This window comes from Pseudomonas sp. B21-048, from assembly GCF_024748615.1.
GTDB lineage: Bacteria > Pseudomonadota > Gammaproteobacteria > Pseudomonadales > Pseudomonadaceae > Aquipseudomonas.
On sequence record NZ_CP087168.1, the window covers coordinates 2670409 to 2693743 of the forward strand.

Annotated in this window: 23 protein-coding genes and 1 pseudogene; 14 read left to right on the forward strand and 10 right to left on the reverse strand. The window is 51.8% G+C overall.

Annotation, left to right across the window (positions count from 1 at the left end):
* Positions 1-27: 27 nt before the first annotated feature.
* Both LOY56_RS12530 and LOY56_RS12535 read left to right on the forward strand, forming a co-directional pair.
* Positions 28-672, forward strand: coding sequence for an ATPase (locus tag LOY56_RS12530; protein ID WP_258622248.1), 645 nt, complete (start codon positions 28-30; stop codon positions 670-672).
* 86 nt (positions 673-758) lie between these two features.
* Positions 759-1100: a hypothetical protein gene (locus LOY56_RS12535; protein ID WP_258622253.1), complete on the forward strand. Its 342-nt coding sequence runs from the start codon at positions 759-761 to the stop codon at positions 1098-1100.
* A 90-nt stretch (positions 1101-1190) separates the two neighbouring features.
* Here LOY56_RS12535 and LOY56_RS12540 read toward each other — a convergent pair whose 3' ends face one another.
* Positions 1191-1850 carry an MliC family protein gene (locus LOY56_RS12540; protein WP_258622625.1) on the reverse strand — a complete coding sequence of 220 codons (660 nt, stop codon included), beginning with the start codon at positions 1848-1850 and terminating at the stop codon, positions 1191-1193.
* Between the two features lie 177 nt (positions 1851-2027).
* Here LOY56_RS12540 and LOY56_RS12545 point away from each other — a divergent pair, with 177 nt between their 5' ends.
* On the forward strand, positions 2028-2510 hold the full coding sequence (locus LOY56_RS12545) for a GNAT family N-acetyltransferase (protein WP_258622257.1): 483 nt from the start codon (positions 2028-2030) through the stop codon (positions 2508-2510).
* Positions 2511-2652: 142 nt separating this feature from the next.
* Positions 2653-3171 (forward strand): GNAT family N-acetyltransferase, encoded by a 519-nt coding sequence (locus LOY56_RS12550; protein ID WP_258622267.1) that lies wholly within the window; start codon positions 2653-2655, stop codon positions 3169-3171.
* 90 nt (positions 3172-3261) lie between these two features.
* Here LOY56_RS12550 and LOY56_RS12555 read toward each other — a convergent pair whose 3' ends face one another.
* The 3 genes from LOY56_RS12555 to LOY56_RS12565 form a co-directional block, all read right to left on the reverse strand.
* Positions 3262-3588 carry a hypothetical protein gene (locus LOY56_RS12555; protein WP_258622269.1) on the reverse strand — a complete coding sequence of 109 codons (327 nt, stop codon included), beginning with the start codon at positions 3586-3588 and terminating at the stop codon, positions 3262-3264.
* 142 nt (positions 3589-3730) lie between these two features.
* The gene (locus tag LOY56_RS12560) at positions 3731-3931 is read right to left on the reverse strand and encodes a hypothetical protein (RefSeq protein WP_258622271.1); all 201 of its coding nucleotides are present in this window, start codon (positions 3929-3931) and stop codon (positions 3731-3733) included.
* A gap of 59 nt (positions 3932-3990) precedes the next feature.
* Positions 3991-5094 (reverse strand): polyamine ABC transporter substrate-binding protein, encoded by a 1104-nt coding sequence (locus LOY56_RS12565; protein WP_258622273.1) that lies wholly within the window; start codon positions 5092-5094, stop codon positions 3991-3993.
* Between the two features lie 138 nt (positions 5095-5232).
* On the opposite strand from LOY56_RS12565, the gene LOY56_RS12570 reads away from it, so the two are divergent.
* From LOY56_RS12570 to LOY56_RS12615, 10 genes are all read left to right on the forward strand, one after another.
* Entirely contained in the window at positions 5233-6042 is an 810-nt protein-coding gene (locus LOY56_RS12570; protein ID WP_258622275.1) for a response regulator transcription factor, read from the forward strand.
* Positions 6043-6301: 259 nt separating this feature from the next.
* Positions 6302-7570, forward strand: a complete 1269-nt coding sequence (locus LOY56_RS12575; protein WP_258622281.1) for a cystathionine gamma-synthase family protein — start codon at positions 6302-6304, stop codon at positions 7568-7570.
* 140 nt (positions 7571-7710) lie between these two features.
* Positions 7711-9150 (forward strand): amino acid permease, encoded by a 1440-nt coding sequence (locus tag LOY56_RS12580; protein WP_258622283.1) that lies wholly within the window; start codon positions 7711-7713, stop codon positions 9148-9150.
* A gap of 50 nt (positions 9151-9200) precedes the next feature.
* A complete protein-coding gene (locus tag LOY56_RS12585) occupies positions 9201-10091 on the forward strand; it encodes a LysR substrate-binding domain-containing protein (protein ID WP_258622284.1) in 891 nt (296 codons plus the stop codon).
* Between the two features lie 13 nt (positions 10092-10104).
* The gene (gene thrC, locus LOY56_RS12590; RefSeq protein WP_258622291.1) at positions 10105-11493 is read left to right on the forward strand and encodes a threonine synthase; all 1389 of its coding nucleotides are present in this window, start codon (positions 10105-10107) and stop codon (positions 11491-11493) included.
* Positions 11490-11927, forward strand: a complete 438-nt coding sequence (locus LOY56_RS12595; RefSeq protein ID WP_258622293.1) for an Lrp/AsnC family transcriptional regulator — start codon at positions 11490-11492, stop codon at positions 11925-11927. Before thrC ends, LOY56_RS12595 begins: the two co-directional genes overlap by 4 nt.
* 181 nt (positions 11928-12108) lie before the next feature.
* Positions 12109-13149, forward strand: coding sequence for a homoserine dehydrogenase (locus LOY56_RS12600; RefSeq protein ID WP_258622295.1), 1041 nt, complete (start codon positions 12109-12111; stop codon positions 13147-13149).
* A gap of 13 nt (positions 13150-13162) precedes the next feature.
* Positions 13163-14581, forward strand: coding sequence for an aldehyde dehydrogenase family protein (locus tag LOY56_RS12605; protein WP_258622297.1), 1419 nt, complete (start codon positions 13163-13165; stop codon positions 14579-14581).
* A gap of 166 nt (positions 14582-14747) precedes the next feature.
* Positions 14748-14963 (forward strand): hypothetical protein, encoded by a 216-nt coding sequence (locus LOY56_RS12610; RefSeq protein ID WP_258622304.1) that lies wholly within the window; start codon positions 14748-14750, stop codon positions 14961-14963.
* A 235-nt stretch (positions 14964-15198) separates the two neighbouring features.
* Positions 15199-15453, forward strand: a complete 255-nt coding sequence (locus tag LOY56_RS12615) for a hypothetical protein (protein ID WP_258622308.1) — start codon at positions 15199-15201, stop codon at positions 15451-15453.
* Between the two features lie 92 nt (positions 15454-15545).
* Here LOY56_RS12615 and LOY56_RS12620 read toward each other — a convergent pair.
* The 6 genes and pseudogenes from LOY56_RS12620 to LOY56_RS12645 form a co-directional block, all read right to left on the reverse strand.
* Positions 15546-16178 (reverse strand): annotated as a pseudogene (locus LOY56_RS12620) (aminotransferase class V-fold PLP-dependent enzyme).
* A gap of 8 nt (positions 16179-16186) precedes the next feature.
* Positions 16187-16657: a hypothetical protein gene (locus tag LOY56_RS12625; RefSeq protein ID WP_258622310.1), complete on the reverse strand. Its 471-nt coding sequence runs from the start codon at positions 16655-16657 to the stop codon at positions 16187-16189.
* A gap of 527 nt (positions 16658-17184) precedes the next feature.
* The gene (gene alaE / locus LOY56_RS12630; protein ID WP_258622311.1) at positions 17185-17646 is read right to left on the reverse strand and encodes an L-alanine exporter AlaE; all 462 of its coding nucleotides are present in this window, start codon (positions 17644-17646) and stop codon (positions 17185-17187) included.
* Between the two features lie 741 nt (positions 17647-18387).
* Positions 18388-19614 carry a carbohydrate porin gene (locus LOY56_RS12635; RefSeq protein WP_258622317.1) on the reverse strand — a complete coding sequence of 409 codons (1227 nt, stop codon included), beginning with the start codon at positions 19612-19614 and terminating at the stop codon, positions 18388-18390.
* A gap of 307 nt (positions 19615-19921) precedes the next feature.
* Positions 19922-21586, reverse strand: a complete 1665-nt coding sequence (pgi, locus tag LOY56_RS12640; protein ID WP_258622319.1) for a glucose-6-phosphate isomerase — start codon at positions 21584-21586, stop codon at positions 19922-19924.
* A 386-nt stretch (positions 21587-21972) separates the two neighbouring features.
* Positions 21973-22977 (reverse strand): LacI family DNA-binding transcriptional regulator, encoded by a 1005-nt coding sequence (locus tag LOY56_RS12645; protein WP_258622321.1) that lies wholly within the window; start codon positions 22975-22977, stop codon positions 21973-21975.
* Positions 22978-23335: the final 358 nt, after the last annotated feature.

Consider the following 23335-nt stretch of genomic DNA (forward strand, 5'->3'; position numbering starts at 1 on the left):
GAAGACGCTGCTCAAGGAACTGGCGCGATGAAAACATTGACCCGACTGGCTGTTGTCGCCCTGCTGATGGGCGGGGTTGCTATGACTGCACCGGCCTACGCAGACGAGGCCCAATCGTGCCATTTTCTGCCCATCGTAGGCACCAGCGCCGGGCTGCAACACTCGCAAACCGTCGGTGTGCTGTACAGCGAAAACACTCTGGACAATCTGCAATACCTGGAGCGCTATCACGATGTAGCGGTGAACGGCGCGAGGGATGCACTGGATGCGCGAATTCGCGACGCTTTCATCTACAGCTCCGACCCTGAACTGGCGATCGACTGGCTGATGAACTCGTTGCAGCGCCAGTTCCTGTCCGTGACCGTCTACGACAACCTCGATGCACTGGTGCAGGCCCATCCGGATGTGGTGGTCATGCTCGACACTCACAATCGTCTGCTGACCCAACGCAACAGCCTGGTCGAGGCGCGTTTTGCCGCGCGGTTCTACGACGCCGACCTGCAATACATCGGCAAGGCCGAAGGCGCCATCGAAAAACAAATGCCTTCAGTCTGGGTGCACAACAAAGCAGCACCTGAGATTGCCACACAGATCGAACGGCAACGCGACCTGCAACTGAGTGCTCTGAAGCAATTCGATGACTCGCTCAAGGCCCTCGTGAGCGCTGGCTAAACACCGAAATCATAATTGCAACGACAGCGCCTGTAACGCCGAACCGTTGCTTAACGAACCAGGATTTTATTTTCAGGACTTTACCTATGCGCCCTTTATTTGTTCTTGTCATGATGTTCGCCTCCTTGCTGCTGGCCGGTTGCGCCAGCGCACCGAACGACCCGACGCAGACCTTTCAGACGAAAAAAACGCCTGCCGAGTACGCCGATTGCGTAGTGCCGAAGTTGCAGGGCAGCGCACTCAACCCGACGGTCTCGCAAACCCAGCGCAGCTACCGGATTGTGGTGCCGAGCAAAGTCGCGGCAGACAACGTTCTCGAAGCCTACAAGGCCCCGAATGGTGGCAAGGTGTTTTTGTATGAGCGCCATTTGCTGGCGTCGAACTTCATGCCTTCGAGTTTCGAACGTGCTGCGCAGGAATGCCTGTAAGCGGTAACCGCTTTCAAATTGCTCCTTTGGTTGGCCGCAACCAACCAATTATTTGTCCCGTGCCTCCTTCGGTCACGGTTTTTTTTTGCCTCACCCGACAGGCTCGGCCGTACAACTCATTGTCCCCGTGCCTGGTTTCTGGAAAAGGACCAGATTGCCGTTTTGCCGAAAGCTGTAATTACCCTGGTAATCGTTGCCAATGTATTGCGTTCCCGAATCACTCTGCACTTGGGTCAGGGTGATCGAGGTGTTCGCCCATTTCAGGTACACGACACCAGGCTGCGTGTTAAAGAAGGTGGCGGCCATCGGCGCATTCAACCCTGTACAACGAAAAGCCAGGGGGCCTTCGGTGAGTCGGTCTGGATCCTTGGTTCTCACTATTGCCGAGCCTTGACGTAACTGGTGCGCGCGCTCGGCATAATGTCGGATCGTGCACGCCTTGGGATCCGGCTCGGAGGCACATTGATTGCGGGATTCGATCCAGAATTGCTGGTCGATCATGACTTTGTCTGGACGCGGCTCTGAATGTTCATCGGTGAGCGCCAGGTGATAAAGACGCGTCAGCTCATTATCCATCCGCGCCAGTTGTGGGTCGCCACAGACAAGCTTTTCGACGGATGCCCTTGCCGTGGCGCAGTCGAAGCGGGTCTTGAAGATGGGTGAAGGAGAGGCCGCAATTGCACAGGAACTCGTCGCCGCGCAAACGCTGGCAGCGAGCAGACAGGTGAAAGAGGCTATAACCGTTTTCATGTTGGCTTTAATCAATTCACTATCCGGTTTGCCACGGGACCTATCGATGGGTTGAACATCGCTTAGGGTGTTTCACAGTGTAGCCTTCGGCCAGGGTTGCGCGGGTGAGATACGACTGATCACATCGCGAAGACAGGTGAGCTAGAATGCCGGATGCCTAGACCTCAAGGACGCGCGATGATATTACAACACAGGCCAGTGAAGGCTGATGACGTCAAAACTGTTTGCAGCTTTCCCCTTAACGCTCGGGAACTGTTTTATATGTTCCCGAAAGCTCAATACCCTTTGACTGAAACTCAGCTGGCTAACGCTATTACTCAACGATTCGACTCGACGGTTGTCGAGACCGAGAATAGCGTCGTCGGCTTTGCTAACTTTTATCGGGCTGAAACGGGTGGGGTTTGCTGCATCGGCAATGTCATCGTTGCTCAAGAGGCACGAGGTAAAGGGGTGGCGACCTTCATCGTGGAGACGATGACTGCTCTGGCGTTCAATCGCTATGACGCCACAGAGGTCCAGATCTCGTGTTTCAATGAAAATACAGCAGGCTTGCTGCTTTATCCAAAATTGGGTTTCTTGCCCTTTGCCGTCGAAGAGCGAAGGTCTCTGGATAGTCGTAGATCAGCACTCATTCATATGACCCGCCGCAGAGCGGGCTGACGTTGATAGTCATCTTGAAAGCCCGGTCAACGCAGCGGCTTTCAGGTATTCAGTCGACTGCTTTGGTTCTGGTGTGTCAGTGCTGAATGGGCGGGCTTTGCAGCCTGGGAATCAAGGGATGGAATGACCGGACGCTTACAATATGATCAACATTCGTGAAGCCACTAAAGCCGATCTCAATGCTCTGCAGGAAATCGGCTGTGAGACCTACCAGGAGCATTTTTCGGCCATCTGGTCTCCCGCCGGCATGCAGGGCTTCCTCAATCAAGACTTTTCACTCAGTGCGCTCGGCAAGTCACTCGAGTCACCCGCAAGCCATTTATGGCTTATAGCCTCAGACGACAATGACAGAGTCGTAGGTTTTTCCAAAGTTAACTGGTCAGTGCCAGCGCCGTTAACTGGCGAAGTGGGGGTGGAGCTTCAAAAGATCTACTTCCTGAAATCCCAAGCAGGACGAGGATATGGGAAACAGCTTCTGCGCTTTATTTGCAACCGAGCGATAGCGCAAGGTGCGCGCTTGCTCTGGCTTGACGTGCTCAAGACCAATTCCAATGCGCGGCGCTTCTATGAGGGCTTCGGTTTTCAAGAGATCGGTGAAACCCCTTTCAAAACTGACAGGGCTGAAATTGGGATGGTTGTAATGGCATGCAAACTGTCCTGATCAGTCCGTGATAGATGCTTTCGTATAGCCCGATTGCCTTGATGGATGCTCAACCTTGGGGCGCAGGTTGGTGAGGCGGGCGGCAATCGATCATCCTGCGCCCGAATGTACGACGACGCTGCTATTGAACACTAGCAATGAAGTGCAGGATTTCTCGCTCGACGCATCCCCAGCCACTTTAACTGACTGGCCCCTCTCAGCCGGTGCAAGTTCGGGGAACTCAACCAGCAGTGCCTTGTTACCGTTGGCGATGTGTTCCATCACCGCCAGGGTGATGTTTTCACGCACCGCCCCGACCGAGACGTAATACATAGCCCAGGCTTGTTCGGGTGGGCAATGGCCGATCTGCTCCTCAATCGCCTTGTAGGCTTTGTATTCGTCCGACTCCAAGTTGCATTGACAATCACCGGGGTGCATGATTTTTCTCCTTCCCTAGAACCTATGTGACACCCCTTAGGGTTGCCCCGGCATCCTACGTGATTACCCATGCTCCAAATAAACGCGGCCCATTGCAGGAGATGCCCCCGTTTCGCATGAATCAACATAAAGCCGAAATGGATCAGCCTCCTTTAAATTGCGAACTCACATCATACTGACGGAGCAATTCTTCAATACAGATCAACCGCTGATCATTAAAATCAATGGGCTGGCTATCCAGCGACATAACGCTATTTGCAATGAGTGCCTCATGTTGCTCAGTCATTTTTATCAGCGTTAGCAATTCTTTAATGTCGTTTTTGGTTTCTCTGCAAATGCCCATGGCACCCTCACATAAAATAAAGATCCCCACAGAACAACAAAGATGACAATCAAGTCAGATCATGTACCACTCTTCACCTTGGTCCACACCCGGGTGCGGATTCGTTCCAATTTCAATGGCAGTGGCTCAAGTGGAACAAGTGTGGCGACAGTCTTTTTGTCTGGATAAATCCAAGGATTATCTCGCAGCGTCTGCTCAACAAACTGAGTGGCATCTTTGTTGGCGTTAGGGTACAGCGTGTGATTCGAGGTCTTGGCAATGATGGTGGGTCGCAACATATAATTAATAAATGCGAGACCTTCCTTTGGGTGGGGAGCATCTTTTAACAGAACCAGATTTTCCGACCAGACCAGCGCTCCCTCGCGAGGCAGGCTGTAGGCAATCTTGCGTCCGGTGTTGCCCTTCTCATTAATGGCCTGTGCAGCAAGGGCACCATTAGCCCAACCCACAACAGCACAAATATTGCCATCCGCCAGGTCCGCGTCGATTCTGGAGGAGTCGAAATAGAGGACGTAGGGACGGATTTTTAACAGCAAGGCTTGAGCTTTCTGGTAATCATCCGGATTCCGACTGTTGCTAGGGAGCCCAAGGTAATGCAAAGCAATCGAAATGATCTCGCTTGGAGAATCAAGCATTGCCACACCACAGGACTTGAGTTTGCTGATGTTTTCTTCTTTGAAGATCAAATCCCAGCTATTCACCGGTGCCTTGTCGCCTAAGGCTGCTTTGACTTTATCAACGTCATAGCCAATGCCGGTGGTGCCCCATAGATAGGGCACAGCGTAGCGATTACCAGGATCATTGACCGCTACCTGGGACAGGATTTCAGGATCGATGTGGGACAAATTACTCAGTTGATTACGATCCAACGGCTGAAGTACTCCCGCCTGAATCAGGCTTGGCAACACATCGGAGGTCGCCACAACCACGTCATATCCCGTGCGCCCAGCCATTACTTTACTCTGCATGATTTCGGCACTGTCGAACGCATCCATATGAATTCGGGTGCCGGTTTCCTGCTCAAACTCCTTGGGCGTCTCCGGTGCGATAAGCCCGAACCAGTTATACAGATACACCCCAGACTCTACAGCGCCCACTGATGTGCTTATCCCTGCACAGAGAAGCGAGGCTGCAAAAAGGGTTCGCAACGGTGATTTACTCATACAACTATCCTTGTCAAGACGACAGGCCTCATGGCCATCGTGAGTTCTGATCATGAATATACCCGGCATTGACGAATAGTAAATACCTACGAATACTTACCTCTGACCTACGAACACCTAACCCTAAAGGGGTAGAAAATGCCACTCGACCTACATAGCCTGGCTTGGCACCGATCGATTGGAAAGCTGATCATGCAGTTGAACCGTCCAGAATTCTGGAGCTCACTTATTCGTATGTTAAATGAATATGTGCAAATTGATAACTGGGTCGTATTGATCTTTAGTGATCAACAAGTGCAAGTTGTGAGCCTTCCTGAAGTGGCCGATGCAGAGGAGATCGATGCGTTCATTCATCGCTATGTGAAAGGACTTTATCTGCTGGATCCATTTTATATAGCCAATCGAGAGAACCCGCAGAGCGGTTTTTTTCATATGCTGGACATTGCACCGGAGTATTTTCTTGAAACCGAGTATTATCGTCAGTATTTCGCACAATATATCTCTGTCGACGAAGCGCAGTACAATGTTCAGTTAGACTCCGATAGAACGTTGTGCATGTCCTTTGGCAGTAACGTGCACTTCAATCAAGAGCAAATAACAGCGTTAGATGTGATCAAGCCATGGGTGACTGCGTTAATGCATCAGCGCATGTGTTTTGAGGTTGACGTAGCAAAGGATCTCGTCGAACCACCGCTATGGCCAGAAACGATTGTCCAACTGGGCACACAAATAACAGCGCGAGAGAAGGACGTGCTCAAGTTGTTACTGAGTGGCTTCTCTAATAAAGAGATAGCTGGAAAGCTTTCCCTCTCGACAGAGACGATAAAAGTTCACCGTCGCAATATTTACGCCAAATTAAATATCAAGTCACAATCGGAATTGTTTACTCGGTTTTTTAGGCCGAAAAAGGATATTTTTTCTACAAGCTCTCGAACCCTTGAAGGGTAATGCTACGCGCTTCACCTTTCTCGGATTATGACGTCAAGGTCGATCCCCACAGGCATATGGCCGCTATAATTTAGCCAAAGGAAAGGTGCGTTCAGACATTCGTTAGCGGTGCCATCACGGCCCTTTCCTATCAATCATCCATTAAAAAAAGCCCCCCTTAGCCCCCGATAACATGATTTTTCACCCTTGCAAGCCTTCCATATAGTCATCGCAAGCCCAATCGGAACACATTGGTGTTTCATCGATGCGAGATAAATTTATGAATGACAAGATAAAACCCGGCCAGAGCCAAGGTGCGGGTCTGGGGACGCGAGTGGTTTGGGGAGGGGAGCAAGTTCAGCATCCCTACAATGCTACCCAGACGCCCATCGTCGTCAGCGCCGCCTATGGTTACCATGACATTGATGAATGGTATGACGTTGCATTGGGTAAAGAACCTGGCTTCATTTACAGCCGCATGAGCAACCCGACTGTCTCTGTCCTGGAACACAAACTCTGCGAGCTTGAGAGCGCAGAATCGGCGGTTGCGTTCAGCACCGGGATGGCTGCAATCAGTGGTGTGTTGCATACCTTCCTGTCCTGTGGTCAACGTGTGGTTTCTACCCGCGACAGTTACGGTGGTACAAACAAGATCTTTGAAGAGTTTCTGCCTCGCATGGGCGTCCAGGTCACGCTGTGCGATACCCTCGACACCGAGGCTATCGAGCATGAGATCGCTAAAGGCTGCAATGTTCTCTATCTGGAAACCCCGACGAACCCAACGCTGAAAGTCCTGGATATTCGACGTCTCGTGGCGGCGGCGAAGCGTGTTGGGGCTTTGGTGGTAGCGGACAATACGTTCGCGACGCCTTTGAATCAGAACCCTCTTGCACTCGGAGTTGATGTAGTCGTGCACAGTGCTACCAAGTTTCTATCGGGTCATGGCGATGTGCTTGGCGGTGTGGTCTGCGGCACCGAACAGCTGATGTCTCAAGTTCGCCATTGCCGCGAGATCAATGGGGCCTCGCTGGATCCTTTCTCGGCTTATCTCATCATCCGGGGTATCAAGACTCTGGCTTTGCGTTTGCGCCAGCAACAGGCAAGCGCACAAGTTCTGGCCGAATACCTGTGCACCGAGCCGCTGGTTGAATCGGTGAACTATCCGGGACTCCCTCAACATCGAAGTCATGCCATTGCTCGCTCGCAGATGCGCGGATTTGGCGCAATCATCAGCTTCGTGCTGGTGGGCGGCATGGACACGGTGACTCGTTTGCTACCGCTGCTTAAGTATGCACATCGGGCGGGTAACTTGGGCGCGGTTGAAACCATCTACGGGCCGGCACGGACAACCAGCCACGTGGAAAACACCTTGGAGGAACGCGAGGCACTAGGAATTTCCGAGGGCTTGGTCAGGGTCTCCGTGGGTATTGAAGAGACGGCCGATTTGTTGGCTGATCTTAAACAAGCATTCAGCTTGGTTCGCAGTAAACAACATCATCCAAGTCATCGCGCTGATAATACCGAGCGTTTCACTGAGGTGGGAACCTGAACTCGGATAAGACTGCCGACTGTAGTGTCGGACAGTTATTCATGAATAGTGAAAACAATAACAACTAGCGACAATTTAATTGTGCTGCCTAATAACCAGTGACAAGGAAATTTGTCCGAACATTTCATGAGAATATAACCATGACCATTCAAGTAAAAAATGATCAGTCCGATCCACAATTAAACTTCAAGAAAGACATGCAAACCCGCCACATTGTGATGTTGGCGTTGGGCGGTGTTATCGGCACGGGATTATTCCTTACCTCCGGCTATACCGTTAATCAGGCTGGGCCGCTCGGCGCAGTGATTGCCTACATCATCGGTGCGGTGATGGTGTATCTGGTGATGGTCTGTCTCGGTGAGCTGGCGGTACAGATGCCGGAAACCGGATCTTTCAGTAGCTACGCAACGCGATACCTGGGCCCAGGCACGGGGTATACCGTGGCGTGGTTGTACTGGCTCACTTGGGCAGTCGCTATCGGTTCTGAATTTACCGCAGCGGGCATCCTGATGGTTCGGTGGTTCCCTGATACACCGGTCTGGATCTGGAGTGCGCTTTTTGCCATGGCGGTGTTTTCAAGCAACGTTGTATCTGTTCGTTTGTTTGCGGAAACAGAGTTCTGGCTTTCGCTCATCAAAGTACTGACCGTCATTACTTTTATTATCATTGGTGGTGCGGCTATTTGCGGTCTCCTCCAGGTTCAGCACTTGCAGGGTGTCGGGCTCTCGAACTTTACCCGTGAAGGGCTTTTCCCGACCGGGCTTTTACCCATTGCGATGACACTTCTAGCTGTCTCTTTCGCATTTTCCGGGACTGAGCTTATCGGGATTGCTGCCGGTGAAGCGCAAGACCCTCAGACAAGTGTTCCCAAGGCGATCCGCACGACAGTAGTTCGTTTGGCGCTGTTCTTCGTGGGTACGATTTTCGTACTGGCGACTTTGTTGCCCCGCGAGCAGGCGGGAATCGTTGAAAGTCCGTTCGTGATGGTGTTCGAGCTGATTGGCATCCCATACTCAGCTGACATTATGAACTTCGTCATTCTCACCGCCTTGATTTCCGCTGCTAACTCGGGGCTGTATGCGGCTTCGCGCATGCTTTGGACGCTGAGTGATCAAGGGCATATGCCCAAGTGCTACGCCAGGCTTTCGCGCCGGGGCACACCGGTTAACGCGATCGTTTTGAGTATGGCGGGTGCTGTGGCGTCTCTGCTCAGCAGTGTGCTTGCCCCTGATACGGTTTACTTGGCCCTGGTGTCGATTTCGGGCCTTGCGGTCGTGGTCGTATGGATGAGCATCGCCGCGAGCCAAATCGCTTTTCGACGCCAATACGTGGCCAATGGCGGGCGAGTTGAAGATCTGCATTTCCGGGTGCGCGGCTACCCTTGGGTTCCCATTGGTGCTCTGTTGTGTTGCTTGCTGGCCTGTGTCGGTATCGCGTTTGACCCTGAGCAGCGAGTGGCGCTTTACTTCGGCCTTCCGTTTATCGCGTGGTGCTACTTTGTGTATTGGATCACTCGCAAGAAGCGGGGCGCGCGGTTGGCATTGGCAGCCGCTGTCCATCATTCCGCTGGCGCAGCGTGAATAGCTCAGGCAATGATTGAGCACAGATAATTCCCGATGAGGTTGCGCCGATGAGTCAAAAATCACTACCGCCCTTGAATTGGCTGAGGGCCTTCGAAGTGTCGGCGCGGTATTTGAACTTCACCCATGCAGCCGAGGAACTGCACCTGACTCAAGGTGCAGTCAGTCAGCAGATCCGTCAGTTGGAGTGTCACCTCGGTGTGGCGCTGTTCAAGCGCCTGCCCCGAGGGCTTGGCTTGACTGAAGAAGGGCAGTCGTACTTACCGGTAGTACAAGACGCGATCAGTCGTCTTGCAGTGGGTACAAACGAGATTTTTGGCCAGCGCAATCGAAGGCATGTGAAGGTGCGTGGCAGCCTTTCTTTCCTTCACTATTGGTTGGCCCCTCGGCTCGCAGATTTTTGTCGAGAGTATCCGCAAATCGATATCCGATATATCAGCAACATTTGGGTGAAGGAGCCGGACGGAGAGGATGACCTGGAGATTCGCTGGGGATGCGGAGAGTGGTCAGGATTGCACGCTCAGCGATTAACGTGGGACGTCCTCCAGCCCGTTTGCTCGCCAGGGCTCATGGCCCGCTCACCGATCCATGAGCCTCGGGATTTGATGAACCATTCTTTGCTCCATGTGTTGGGGTACGAGGAAGGTTGGGGGTACTGGTTGAAGCGGGTTGGAGCAGACGATGTCGATTATTCCCGTGGTCTTCAGTTCGACACACTGATTTCCACGATCCGCATGGCGGAACTGGGGCAGGGCGTTGCCTTGGCGCGGTCTTCCGTCGTGGAAGATTTACTCAAGAGTGGGCATCTGATTGCGCCCTTCAGTCACCGAATTGAAGCCAGCGAGTCCTTTTATCTGGTGCGCGAGCAGGCCGAGGTGCTCTCGCCTGATGCCGCGACTTTTTCTACATGGCTGGTGGCTCAAGCCCACCGCCCTTTGTAATTCGGAGTCATCTATGTATTACGTGAGCACACGCGGCGGTGAAGTGCGGGCGGACTTTCGCAGTGTGGTTCTGTCGGGGCTTGCCGAAGATGGCGGTCTCTATGTTCCGGCAAGTTTGCCTGTCTTCACTGAGGAGCAGATTACCAGTTGGTCGTGGCTACCCTTCGATGAGCTGGTCTGGCGAGTAGTCTCGCCCTACGTTGGCTCTTCCATGGAGGAAAGCACTCTGCGTGCCTTGCTCAGCGACAGCTATCGGAACTTTAATCACCGCGCTATTACCCCGCTTGAGCAGATTGGCCATAACGAGTGGATACTCCAGCTGTTTCATGGCCCAACCCATTCTTCTAAAGACTTCGCTGCGCAACTGCAATCGCGCTTGGTGGAGCATTTCTTGGGTGAGGTCGGTGGCGAGGCGCTGATTGTCGGTGCGACCAATGGCGATACCGGGCTGGCGGCGCTTGAGGCATTCGCTAATTGTCCGGGCACCCGTATGGCGATTATGTATCCGCGCCATGGGGTACCGGCTGAACAACTCTCTGCCCTGCAAACGGCAGACCCTGAACGGGTTCAGCTTTTTCCGGTAGACGGTAATTTCGACGACTGCCAGACGTTGGTCTCCCGGCTCTTACGGGACTGGCCGTTAGAGGGGGTAATACCGGTCTGTTTCAACTCCACCAACTGGGTCGGTGTCCTCGCACAGATCGTTTTTTATTTCCACGCGGCCTTGCAGCTGGGCGGGGGGACACGTCCTGTAGGCTTCAGCGTTCCAGCGGCCAGCTCTGCTGAGATCTACGCCGGCTACCTTGCCCAGAAAATGGGATTGCCCATCAATCAGGTGATCATTTCTACGAACAGTAATGATGCACTTCACCAGTTCATCCATCGCAATCGCTATTCGACCCGAGTGAGTAACCGTACGTTATCTCCCGCAATGGATTTCTCTCTTTTCTCCAACCTGGAACGGTTCATCTGGGAGCTGTATGGGCACGATGGGGGCTCAGTGAAGGCGCTGATGGAGCATTTTGAGGACTGCGGCGAGTTAAGCATTGGCAACCAGCAGTGGCTGCGGGCTCGAGTGCTGTTCGATTCCTATGCGGTAGACGAATCACAGGTTCGCGACGAAGTCGTCAAGTTGTTCCGTGAGACCGGGTCTGCAATCGATCCACATACCGCCGTCGGCGTACTGGCTGGCCGAATTCATCGACGCAGCCTGGGGGCTCCGATGGTGACCTTTGGGCAAATTGCTCCAGCCAAGTCCGCGGCCCTATTGTCCGAATTAGGTGTCTGGCGGGGAGAGGTGCCCACGACTCCCGACATTCTTGCTCAGCCACCGTACTTGGCTAAAGGCGATCTGGAGGGGCTGTGCCAAGCCCTCTTGTTGGCGCGGCAGAGGCACGTATGAAGCGCATTCTGGATCCGCTGGATGAGCGCATCCTCGCCGAACTCACCGCGAATGCTCGAATCGCCCATGTTGAGCTGGGCGCCAAGATCAACTTGTCTCGCAATGCTGTGCGGCAGCGCATTGAGCGTCTTGAGCGAGACGGCGCCATTCAGGGTTATACGGTGCGCCTCGGTGATTCCCGACGGCCTTCATCGCTGATCAGTGCCGTGATCTTTGTCTACCGCTACGACCGCATGCGTGGGGAAGAGGTGCTTGCGGCGCTGCGCTCGCTCCCCGAGGTGGTTCAGTGTGAAGTCTTGAGTGGTGAGTTTGATCTAATGCTTCGAGTCAATGCAGCGTCCCCCGAACGTGTCCATCTCGTCTGGAAGGAAATCTCGGCGATGCCTGGGGTGGAAAACACCGTCACCTCATTCGTCCTTTCTGCAGTGTTTTGAGTACCAAAAAACCAGGGGCATTTCTGTCCCTGGCCATACCTCCTTTCTTCATTTTATTTCTGTTCATTGAGCAGTTTTCTATATGGGCAGAATGGCCAACTAATACAGCATTTTGCCCTATTCAACTGCCAGAGCCCGACTCTTACGATGTGCCTATCGAACATCCAAGAGGACTGCTTTCATGACTGAATACAAAATTGCCCTGGTGGGTTTTGGTGGCGTTAACCGCGGCCTGGCTCAACTGATTGCAGATCGCAACGCCGAGTGGAAAGCATCGCTGGGTTTTGGCATCAAAATCGTCGGTGTGACTGATATTTTTCTCGGCTCCATCGTTGCTAAAGAGGGGCTGGATGCAAAGCAGCTGGTTGCTCTGCCTATCGAGAAGGGGGCATTCGCTCAGCTGCCTGGAGGCACCGCTGAGGCGTTAAACGAAACCGTGATCAAGCATTCTGGTGCTGACATGATGGCTGAAGCCACCTTCACCAATCCTGTCGATGGTGAGCCCGCTACAACGTTCTGCCGCTGGGCACTGGAAAGCGGCATCCATGTTGTGACCACCAACAAGGGGCCCATTGCACTGCACGGCGCTGAGCTGAAGGATTTGGCCCGTCGTCATGGTGTTGCCTTCGAGTACGAAGGTTCGGTCATGAGCGGCACGCCTGTGATTCGTCTGGCAAGACAGGCGCTGGCAGGTGCAGAGGTTCAAGGCTTTGAAGGCATCCTGAACGGGACTTCCAATTACGTGCTGACCCGCATGAAGGATGGCCTGACTTTCAACGAGGCCGTCGCTCAGGCCCAACAGCTCGGCTATGCCGAGGCCGACCCGACTGCCGATGTGGAGGGGTTTGACGTCCGCCTCAAGGTGGTGATCCTCGCCAACGAACTGCTCAATGCGCGATTGAACGTCAGCGATGTGGCTTGCTCGGGGATCAGCAGTATCCGTCCAGAAGACATCGCTCAGGCAAGCGCCAACGGTGCCAGTTGGAAGCTGATCGGCTCTGCAAGTTGCGAAGCCGATGGCTCGGTTCGGGCGAGTGTGGAGGCTCGACTGCTGCCGAATTCGCATCCTCTCGCCGGTATTTGCGGTGCCACCAACGCGGTGTCGTTCAACACGGCATTGCTGGGTTCCGTTACGGTATCCGGTCCTGGGGCGGGACGTATCGAGACTGCCTTCGCGCTGCTGTCAGACATCATCGCCATCCATACCACTCACGGCAAGTAACAGGAGAGTCGTCATGAATGTATCCAGCATGGCCAGTATCCAGCTTGTTGATGCCAAACAGATTGATGTGTTCAGTCCATTCGATGGTCGCCTGGTGGGAAGCGTGCCTTGCCTCGATGCAACCGCTGTTCCTGGCTTGCTGGAGCGTGCGCGAATTGGCGTGCGTGAGAGTGCGGCAATGCCTCGTCACCTTCGTGCCCGCGTCCTTGAGGAAGCGGCTCGGCGGGTGGAACTTGAGGCTGAAGCGTTTGCCAGGCTCATAGTTGCAGAGGCCGGAAAGACGCTGCGACAAGCAGAGAAGGAAGTGAAGCGTTGTGTGAACACGTTGAAGCTATCGGCGGATGAGGCTCGCCGTAACGCCGGGGAAGTGATTCCATTTGAGGCATATGAAGGCTCAGAATCGCGCCAAGGCTGGTTCACTCGCGAACCGTTGGGGCTTATCGTCGCGATCACCCCCTACAACGATCCGCTGAACCTGGTCGCCCATAAACTGGGCCCGGCCATCGCCGGTGGCAATGCTGTGATTCTGAAACCTTCAGAGCTCGCACCGTTGTCAGCTCTCAAGCTGGTTGAGTGTCTGGTGGAAGCGGGTCTGCCTCCGTCCGTGGTAACCCTGGCGACCGGAGGCGTCGATCTGGGCAAAGCATTGGTGGCGCTGCGCGAGGTGCGGATGGTTTCCTTCACCGGTGGTTTTGCCACTGGAGAGTCTATTGCTCGTAGTGCGGGCTTGAAGAAGCTGGCCATGGATCTGGGGGGAAATGCACCGGTTCTCGTGCTTGAAGATTGTGATCTTGAACCAACCGTAGAGTCTTGTGTATCAGGTGCTTTCTGGGCAGCAGGACAGAATTGCATTGGCACTCAGCGTATCCTCGTACACCGTTCAATCTACGAAGATTTTCGTGAGCGTTTTGTCAGCCAAGCGCGTGCATTGGTGCTTGGCGACCCAGCTCAGCGAGCAACGGATGTCGGCCCGATGATTACGGAGCAGGCGGCTCGTCGCACCGAACAATGGGTGAATGAAGCGTTGGAGGAGGGCGCTCTTCTTCTGTGCGGACACCATCGTCAAGCGGGAAGCTACGCGCCGACCGTGCTGGAGCGAGTAAGCCATAACAGTCGGATCTGGCAGCAGGAAGTCTTCGCGCCGGTGGTCATCCTGGAGCCTTTTGACCATCTGGATGATGCCGTTGCTCTGGCCAACGCTCCAGAGTACAGCCTGCATGCGGGACTCTTCACACGTGATCTTTCCAAGGCCCTGAAATTGGCGCGGCAAATTGAAGCCGGCGGGGTGATGATCAATGATTCTTCCGATTATCGTTTTGATGCCATGCCTTTCGGTGGCTTCAAGTACGGAAGTCTGGGGCGAGAAGGGGTTCGATTTGCCTACGAAGACATGACACAACCCAAAGTGATCTGCATCAACGAGCTGAGTTGAGGCATCAAAGTCACTCATTACCGTCGACCTTTACATCGGGTGAAATCCTTCGTCCCATGACACCCGATTTTTTCTCAACGCGCCCTTGGATCATCCGTTCAACTGAAATATTGAGGAAATATTCCTGGCCTATGATTCGCGTCACCGAAAACTGCAGGGATGAGTCATGAATCGGCCATCAAGAAACATGCGCAAGCTGCTCGACTCCGTCGCCACCCATAACGAGGGCGCTGCGCTTGATGTCATGCGCGCAGCTGAGCAACTCCAGGACGAAGTGTTGCGTCAGCGGTTGCTCAACCTGATTCATCGTCTCAACCAGGACGCTAATGATTTGCGAATGGCGCGAGACGACATTCAGGGCGGTTCCGTCAAATTCGCGTAAGCGACCGGCTTCCGTCGGCTGGGGCGGCAGTACGATGAGCGCAGAGTATGTTCATCGTACTGCGTTTTTCCGCGATAAGGCTTATATCTGGCTTTGTTGCTCTAGCGCCGAAGTTTCGACGTTATGTGAATACAATTCACTCATTGCCGTACAAAAAGCGAGAACGTCCTCCTTGACGTTTAGCGGACTAAAAGAGACGCGCAAGGTGGAGCTCATTTGGCTGTGACTGAGCTTCATGGCGCTTAACACCCGGGAAGGGGTGGGAGACACACTGCTTACCTCTTTGCGAGAGAAATTTGATCGCTCTGCTGGCATCGATACCGTTAAAGCAGATAGAGAGTATGTAACCCGAAGTTTCTCCATCCTGGGTATTGATCGAGAATGGGATATTCGCTTGCTCAAGGGTCTTTTGAAGGAGCACGCTCAGGGCACGAACGTGATGATGGTACTGGTCAGCGTTTTTTTGGTGATGTACGAGAGCTCTATATAAAGAGCCTATGCCGTAGATGTTTTCTGTTCCTGGCCTGACGCCAGCCTCCTGCTCCCCTCCGAATAGCAAAGGGGAAAGTCGAAAACGATGATTCAAATAAAAAAACCGACCCCCATTGCCGCTCCGAGTTTGTGACCGGAACCAATAAGGGCATCGATATGCGTCAAGTCGGGGGAAGAAACTTTTGTCAGTGTCTGTACGCCGTCACAAATAAAAGAGACCTCCGGATCTATGGATTTTATCTTTTTAGCAATATAATCGACAGGTTGGCGAGCCCCAGTTTCATTGTTAACGCCCATGACCAATACCATCGAAGTATGTTCATTGAATAAATCATATATGAAGGAGGCCTCTATAATGCCTCGATGATCAACTGGAACAATATGGACGATAAAACCGGACTGTCGCATATGTTTCACGGTATTGAATATCGCAGGGTGCTCAATGGCGCTGACAATTATTTAATTTCTTGTCGAATTGGCCATCTTAAGGAAATTGCATCTTCCTTGAATAATTAAATTGGCAGCTTCGGTGGCGCCTGAGCAGAAATGATACTCGCTTGATCGCCCTCCGAACATCGCGCTTAGCAGCGATCTGGTTTTTTCAAGCACTGCATTGGCTTCATAGCCTGCAGAATGATCGCTTGAAGGGTTTCCAGGTTCAGGAGAGAACGTCACAGCATCTTCAAAAGGTAATGCAGAGGCAGCGCTGTCAAGATAGATCATATATGTACTTATATAATTTTCATGTTGTTGTTGCGCAGCATATCTTGTATCTGGCTTGTAAATTTCATGCTGTCTGTATTTGAACGGCCCATCAGGTCTTTTTCCATGAAGGTGTACTCGATCAACTCTTCTTTGTTGATGATGATCTGCGCACAGTTTCTGGGAAAATTCTCGATCAATAAGTTGGCTGATATAACGCCGCGATACACCTTTTCTCCAATGAACTCGTCATCTGCTCTTGCGTAAATCGCGATGTGATCCACGGAGTTGTCAAATTGACAAAACAAACCGCCGTAGGTCGCAGGGCAAAGAACTCGTCCTCCCGTTTCGTAAAGATTGATCACCGGATTTTTTTTCAAACGCGCCAAAGGGCAATTTTCCAGGTCGCTCTGTTTGATCTGGTTCTCGTTATTCTTCCACCATGAACCTCCAAAATAGGAGTCCTCGTCATCGGTATCGAACAGATAGGGAGTGGTCAACGAGAATAGCCCCTGATCTTCGGTAGAAAGGAACAGGGCTGAATACCTCGTGAATGTAATTTTGACTGGTTGACTTGAGTTGTTCAACTCCTGAGCGAGTCCGACGCAGGATTTTCCTGAAGTGATCGTTGCCTTTGGATTGCAAATGGATTGCTATTTTTTCTAAAGGTATTTCACTGGCGGCGAGTATTTCCTGATAGGCCATTGGGATATAAACGGCCCTCTGATGGTGTTGAATGTCTTGAGTGATTTTCCGCCGTTCATCGTTTCCCCCTTTGATGCCTATAAGGTCAGAAAGGTACAGGTTTATGGTTGCGTTTTTATTATGACGCTTTAAGGCGTCATGTAATACAACCCCCAGTTTGAATGAGAATCTCCGTGGGGCTAGGTTCTCCTTGAATGCCAAATGAATAGCCGTCATGAGCTGAGAACAGGGTGGTGTGACCGCAGTCGATTACAATGTTTTCTCTTAGGTTTTTCTGTGATGTGATGGCGTGAACTATTGAATCAATATCCATGTTGCGTTCTCAGTTCAGGTTGAATAGTTTTCTTCTAATGAATGCTCTATAAATTCCGTAAGGTCTACCGACAAAGCCTGCAATAATGCAAAATACCAAGGCGGCCTTGATGGCTTGTATTAAGGTTGCACCGCTTATGCTCATATTTATCATGTAGAGTGGCAGCTCAAACGAGAGATAGGCCAAGGTGTCGACAAGGTAAGGTTTCATGCCTTTATCCTTGTCGGAGATATTGAATTTTTTAAAGACATAGTCGCGCCATATACCGAAGGGGCGAGCAGTGCTGGTGATAATGAAAAGCCCTACGAGTCTAGCACTTAGGTGTGTGCCAAGTGTCATCTGCGCAAAGCCCAGTTCGATAGGTATGGAGATTAAGTAGCAAAACGTATTGAGCGCGAAGGTGTCAGCCCAAAAATTTTTTAAAAATTGGGTGTTTTTTTCTATACGTAAATCATTGTTGGTAGAAGGCATAGTTGACCATGGGTTTATGTTGGAATGATGGGGCCGGCGACGAGAGACTTTAGGGTCACTGTGCTGCGAAATTCCGGAATTGGTAAAATATATTGATCATGGGGCGTCAAAGCCTATATTCACGGCCGAATATTTAGACAAGAGGTTTATTTTTAATTAGGGGTGTACGCTATAGTCGCCTGGCGACTAGACGCATGAGCGCAGCAAAGTAAAGTTTTTTGGCGGGAGTTAAGACGTGTACACATACATGCCTCCGTGGCAGCAATACTCTCTAATACGACAGTACTCTAATCTATGAGAGATGGCATCGTCTACCCCTCACTATTGCGGCATTGAGATCAAGTATCGCGAGGCGCTTATGGTCCAAGTGATGATACTTACCGAAAATAATAAAACTCACCAAGAATTTCAAAATGGTTTCTATTTTGTGGCGCAAATCACCCTCTAATGCCTGAAATTTGCAATTTTCTCACACTGAATTCTGATTGAAATCAGTTTTAATGCGGAACAAGAGTGCGCGATTTCTCGCTAGGGGATACCGAAAAAGCCTTCGGGATTGGTTCGCGTCACACACGACCACCTCCGTTGGCGCCAATGTCGAATATACCCAGTTGCGGCGATGTCACTGACCCAATCTGATTCCTCACAAACCATTGCCTGAGCTGGATTTGTGCTGATTTGGAGATGGGTCAGTCTTGCATCGCTACGTTATTCAATTCGGCATCGGCGCAACAAGGGAGGTTATTTCCACCAATACTCGACCTGAACCCCTACATTGGAGCCTTGCAGGTCTGTACCAAACGCACCCGTATCAGACAGAGCCGATCCCGGAGATTGCAAGCTCGCGGCACGTTGTGCAGCCTTGTTCCAGGTAGCGTAGGTGTAATACAGACGAATTTCCGGTCTGTCCCAGAATCCCGGACCCTTCGGAGACCAAGTCGGCGCGATAGTGTACTTGGTGAGTTTTCGGGTACCGTCTGCGGCTTCAACCTGGTCGCGCCCAACTTCTGTGATCAACTTGAATTGATCCGTGAACGCATAAATTGGCCGAACACCCATGGATAACCAGTTCTGATCATCCCCATCAGGGCGCGTGTCTTTTTGATAGACCAATTCAACTTGACCGCTGAAAGCATGAGTCATTTGCCAGTCGAAAAACTCCACGACTCGCCAGCTCTTGTTGCTCTCATCCAGCGTGGTATCACCGGTGTAGCCCAATGCGGTTCCCGGCCCTCGGCCGTATTGAACAGCGAATTTGTTGACTCCGCCGAGAAACGCGACCTGCTTGTGCTGGGCAACCACCGACCAGCCCTGATGAGCATTCTCGCGGCTCGGCTTGTCCAGATAACTGACGCCCAGCTGAACCTCACCACCGGGATTTGTGTTGAATCCGCTGACGGTCACATCATGACGAGTAACAAAATCCTTTTGGAAGACGTTGTCCTTGCGTGAGAGCACGTAGCTGTATTTCAGATCTCCCAAGGCGACTTGGTCGAACCCAAAGCCCGTTGAGCTTTGGTTCCAGTAGAAGTAATCGGAAATATTGATGTCGTTTCGGTTGTAGTAACGGCGGCCCGCCCAGAAAGAACCGCCATTCAATGCCGGCATCTTGCTCCACTCTGCATAGAGCTGACTCATACGCGTATAGCCGTGCTCCCCGTCAAATTTTGGTTCATGGCCATACTCGTTGTAAAACTGTGCCATGCCTTCCACGCTGACCGTCGAGCCGTCGTCCAGTGAAAGCAGATCCTGGCGCAAATCCAGTTCCAGATACTGCTCACATTCGTTACCAAGGCGATATTTGGATTGCGCGCCCGGTAGCTGAAAGCACGACTGTTTCCCTCCTTGAGTCGAATCCCCAACCCCGGTTCTGAAATAACCACTGAAGTCTGTGGAATACGCGTCAGCAGGCAGAAAGCCAACAGCCAAGGACGCACCCAAAACTGCGCTGAGAGTTTTAACGTTCATTCATAATACCTTTTGGTTTTTATACTTATTGGACAAGGTCGATAACGCGAACTAGCACGCTTTTTACATTCACAGATTCCCGGATGGGAAACAGGTTAAATCGAATAGAAAACGCACCGCCTTGCCTGAAGCAAGGCAAAAGGCAAGAACCCGATAGTATCCGTGCAACATGATCAGCAAGAGATTACTTAACCCATGAGTTAGTTAGCCGCCCCGAAAATACAACATGAGTGGATAAATGCACAGAGGCACTACTACAGGTATTTCCAAGACGGGAGGGCGTTAGCCCGCCTGATCTTAAGAGGCTCTAACCCCGATGACGTCCTCGAAAGAAATCTATAAGACCCTGCGTCGAGGAATCATCTGCCGGTTCCGCGTCATAGCGAGTCAGAAGGTTGTAGACGCTGTTGCCTAGTTCCTTGCCCAACTCCACGCCCCATTGATCAAACGAATTGACTCCCCAAATGACACCTTGGACAAAGACCTTGTGTTCATAAAGGGCGATCAATGCCCCCAGACTATGTGGATTGATGATCTCAAGAGCAACCGTATTGCTTGGCCGGTTACCTGGAATCACCTTATGCGGCGCCAGTCGTTCAATCTCACTGGAAGAAAGGCCTTTAGTTTTCAACTCTGCCTCAGCTTCAGCGCGGTTTTTGCCGCGCATCAGCGCTTGGCTTTGAGACAAGCAATTGGCGTACAGCCATTCCTGATGGTCAGCCACTGGGTTGTGGCTGACCACAGGGACAATGAAATCGGCTGGAATTAAAGGTGTCCCTTGATGCAACAACTGGTGGTAAGCGTGCTGTCCATTACATCCCACGCCGCCCCAGATGACTGGGCCAGTGGTGTAGGAAACTGACGTGCCGTCATGACGAACACTTTTACCGTTGGACTCCATGTCCATCTGTTGCAGATGCTTCACGAAATTGCGCAGGTTGTGGTCATAGGGCAAGAACGCATAGCTTTGCGCACCCCAAAAATTGTGATACCAAACGCCGAGTACCGCTAAAAGAACGGGGAGGTTCTGTTCCAATGGTTCATTCAGGAAATGCTGATCCATAGCATACGCGCCAGACAGCAGTTCCTTAAAGTTAGCTATGCCAATGGCCAGAGCAATCGGCAGGCCAATGGCCGACCACAGTGAGTAACGGCCACCGACCCAGTCCCACATAGGAAAAATGTTTGCTTCACGGATGCCGAAATCCAGTGCAGCTTGACGATTACTTGTCACAGCAATGAAGTGACGATATAGCTTCTCTTCCGTCCCGCCCTTAGCCAAATACCAGCTTCGAGAAGCTTGCGCATTCTTCAAGGTTTCAAGAGTACCGAAGGTTTTGCTGGAGATGATGAACAGCGTTGTTTCTGCGTTCAGCTCGGCCGTAACTTCTCGGAATTCATTGCCGTCGATGTTAGCCAGGTAATGGCACCGCACCCCATGCCGAGCGAAGGGCGCCAGTGCTTCAGAGACAAGCTCAGGGCCCAGAAATGAGCCACCAATACCAATGTTTACGACATCAGTAATGACCTTGTCGTTGTAGCCACGCCAAAGATGACTATGGATACGACTCACCACGTCAGTCATCTGCGCCAGAGCACCATGCACATCGCGCATCAAGTTGCGGCCATCGACCATCAAAGGTTCCCCCACTGGTCGCCGCAGCGCGGTATGCAGCACAGGACGCTTCTCGGAACAGTTGATTTTTTCTCCACTGAACATGGCATGCGCTGCCTGTTTCACGCCAGCCTCACGCGCCAGGTTTATAAGCAATGAACGCGTCTCGTGAGTGATCAGGTTTTTGGAGTAATCCAGAAACAGCCCGCAGCCCGCCAAGGAAAAGTCTTGAAAGCGTTTACTGTCATCTCGAAAGGCATCGCGCATACTAAAATCTTTCATGCTCTCCCGGTGCTCGAGCAGATTGCGCCATGCCGGCAATGCAGTCACATCATTTGTTTTGTTGTAGTGATTCATGTTCAGCCTCTTTGGCAATACGGCGTCCGCCGTCTAAATCAACGATTCATCTTTTGGCGGTTTGTAATTCTGCAAACGCAGAGCGCCCCGACGTTCTACGGTTGTAGTTACAACCAATTTGTCGGACTTCGCTCCACAAAGTCAGGGTTTTTCATAGCGACCTAAAATGACGCCTGCCTCTTTAACGAAATTATTGAAATCTGAAGAAAACAAAACCGAAGCCGGTCTCTCAAGAAAAACTGTAAACACATCTATACGTGCACAACAAATGGAAATCAGATGCTGATCACTTAGTTTCAAAATTATCTAGGCGGCGAGACGTGGACAAGAGTCAAATAAATCAAGCCCGCAACCGCTAGATCCTCAGGTTGAAGTCCTGAGTACAGTCATTTGGGAACGCCGCAAGAATCTCGCTGGATTAAAGTGGGATTCAATCGAATAGTCTGACGTCTCCCCTCAGGTTGCTTGATACGCTTCAATAAAAGCTTCACTGCCTGGGCTCCGAGCTCTTCAAGAGGTTGCGCTATAACTGTCAGTCGAGGGCTAAAAGCATCCGCCCAGTCGAAATCGTCAAAGCCGACCAGCGCGATGTCCTTTGGCACCTCAAGCCCCATTTCACGTAAGGCCTGCATTGCACCAATGGTCATCAAGTTGTTTGCAGTCATTATTGCGGTAGGTGGGTGCTCTAGCGCTAGTAAATGGCGGGTCGCTTCCATTGCCGGCGCAATCGCCGATTCACCACAGCAAACTAATTGATCTTCGTACTGAATTCCTGCGTCAGCCAAGGCCGCACGGTAACCGTCAATTCGCTCATGAGAAGAGGACTGAGTCAATCGTCCGGATACCATCCCGATGCGCCGATGTCCCAGTTTAATCAAGTGAGCAATCAACTCTTGAGAGGATTGCTTGTTCTCTACCCCCACCTGATCGAAAGACGTCGACAGAAGTCGATCGATGAGAACCGTGGGTATCTTGTTGGCCTTTAAGTAATTAAATACTCTATTTTCTGGATCATACTCCGAGGCTAGCAAAATGCCGTCAACACGCCTCTCATGCAGTGCTTTGACCGCTTTAAGCTCTTGTTCAGGATCTTTTTGCGTATTGACCAGTATCATCATCAAGCCGTTTTTCGCACAGGCCGCTTCGATAGCACGTACTGTTTCACTGAAATAATAGTTTGACAGTGTAGCAATCGCCACCCCTATAGCACCTGAAGAGGAGCGAGCCAGAGACCGAGCGAGCGAGTTTCGAATATAGCCTACGGACTCTACAGCCTGATTCACGTTACGGACGGTGTCAGGATGTACTTTACGAGTCCCATTGAGTACATGGGATACCGTAGACATTGATACATTTGCGGCTCGCGCGACATCGCTCATCTTTGCGCCCACTGTGCACCACTCCTTTCTCACGTGATTTATGAATAGCGCTGAACTCATGCCCAGCGGTTAGCCATTGTAAAGCGCACGGCGAGAAAATGTGTCTGAGGGTCCAGGAATTGATGCCGGGACGACCTCGCAATATCGTGAGAGACCCAGCGAGGTGCGCTGTGTACATAAAGGGGGTGAAGCGAGAGGGTGGAATCCGCTATGCAGCATAGCCTGGCACTCCTTTTTATTATTAGTAGCGGTCACATGGCGAACCGTTAACGGCACGCAGGGACGCTGTTGAAAAAAATCATAGCCGAGACGAAACCGCTTGCGCAAGCGCTTTCCTACCTTTTCAGGTTTCCTTTTCATGAAAAGGAAA

What these genes read in the sequence shown, in the direction of transcription:
- LOY56_RS12530 (WP_258622248.1), top strand. Translation starts at nt 28, where the DNA reads ATGAAAACATTGACCCGACTGGCTGTTGTCGCCCTGCTGATGGGCGGG.
- LOY56_RS12535 (WP_258622253.1), top strand. Translation starts at nt 759, where the DNA reads ATGCGCCCTTTATTTGTTCTTGTCATGATGTTCGCCTCCTTGCTGCTG.
- LOY56_RS12540 (WP_258622625.1), bottom strand. Translation starts at nt 1,850, where the DNA reads ATGAAAACGGTTATAGCCTCTTTCACCTGTCTGCTCGCTGCCAGCGTT.
- LOY56_RS12545 (WP_258622257.1), top strand. Translation starts at nt 2,028, where the DNA reads ATGATATTACAACACAGGCCAGTGAAGGCTGATGACGTCAAAACTGTT.
- LOY56_RS12550 (WP_258622267.1), top strand. Translation starts at nt 2,653, where the DNA reads ATGATCAACATTCGTGAAGCCACTAAAGCCGATCTCAATGCTCTGCAG.
- LOY56_RS12555 (WP_258622269.1), bottom strand. Translation starts at nt 3,588, where the DNA reads ATGCACCCCGGTGATTGTCAATGCAACTTGGAGTCGGACGAATACAAA.
- LOY56_RS12560 (WP_258622271.1), bottom strand. Translation starts at nt 3,931, where the DNA reads ATGGGCATTTGCAGAGAAACCAAAAACGACATTAAAGAATTGCTAACG.
- LOY56_RS12565 (WP_258622273.1), bottom strand. Translation starts at nt 5,094, where the DNA reads ATGAGTAAATCACCGTTGCGAACCCTTTTTGCAGCCTCGCTTCTCTGT.
- LOY56_RS12570 (WP_258622275.1), top strand. Translation starts at nt 5,233, where the DNA reads ATGCCACTCGACCTACATAGCCTGGCTTGGCACCGATCGATTGGAAAG.
- LOY56_RS12575 (WP_258622281.1), top strand. Translation starts at nt 6,302, where the DNA reads ATGAATGACAAGATAAAACCCGGCCAGAGCCAAGGTGCGGGTCTGGGG.
- LOY56_RS12580 (WP_258622283.1), top strand. Translation starts at nt 7,711, where the DNA reads ATGACCATTCAAGTAAAAAATGATCAGTCCGATCCACAATTAAACTTC.
- LOY56_RS12585 (WP_258622284.1), top strand. Translation starts at nt 9,201, where the DNA reads ATGAGTCAAAAATCACTACCGCCCTTGAATTGGCTGAGGGCCTTCGAA.
- thrC (WP_258622291.1), top strand. Translation starts at nt 10,105, where the DNA reads ATGTATTACGTGAGCACACGCGGCGGTGAAGTGCGGGCGGACTTTCGC.
- LOY56_RS12595 (WP_258622293.1), top strand. Translation starts at nt 11,490, where the DNA reads ATGAAGCGCATTCTGGATCCGCTGGATGAGCGCATCCTCGCCGAACTC.
- LOY56_RS12600 (WP_258622295.1), top strand. Translation starts at nt 12,109, where the DNA reads ATGACTGAATACAAAATTGCCCTGGTGGGTTTTGGTGGCGTTAACCGC.
- LOY56_RS12605 (WP_258622297.1), top strand. Translation starts at nt 13,163, where the DNA reads ATGAATGTATCCAGCATGGCCAGTATCCAGCTTGTTGATGCCAAACAG.
- LOY56_RS12610 (WP_258622304.1), top strand. Translation starts at nt 14,748, where the DNA reads ATGAATCGGCCATCAAGAAACATGCGCAAGCTGCTCGACTCCGTCGCC.
- LOY56_RS12615 (WP_258622308.1), top strand. Translation starts at nt 15,199, where the DNA reads ATGGCGCTTAACACCCGGGAAGGGGTGGGAGACACACTGCTTACCTCT.
- alaE (WP_258622311.1), bottom strand. Translation starts at nt 17,646, where the DNA reads ATGCCTTCTACCAACAATGATTTACGTATAGAAAAAAACACCCAATTT.
- LOY56_RS12635 (WP_258622317.1), bottom strand. Translation starts at nt 19,614, where the DNA reads ATGAACGTTAAAACTCTCAGCGCAGTTTTGGGTGCGTCCTTGGCTGTT.
- pgi (WP_258622319.1), bottom strand. Translation starts at nt 21,586, where the DNA reads ATGAATCACTACAACAAAACAAATGATGTGACTGCATTGCCGGCATGG.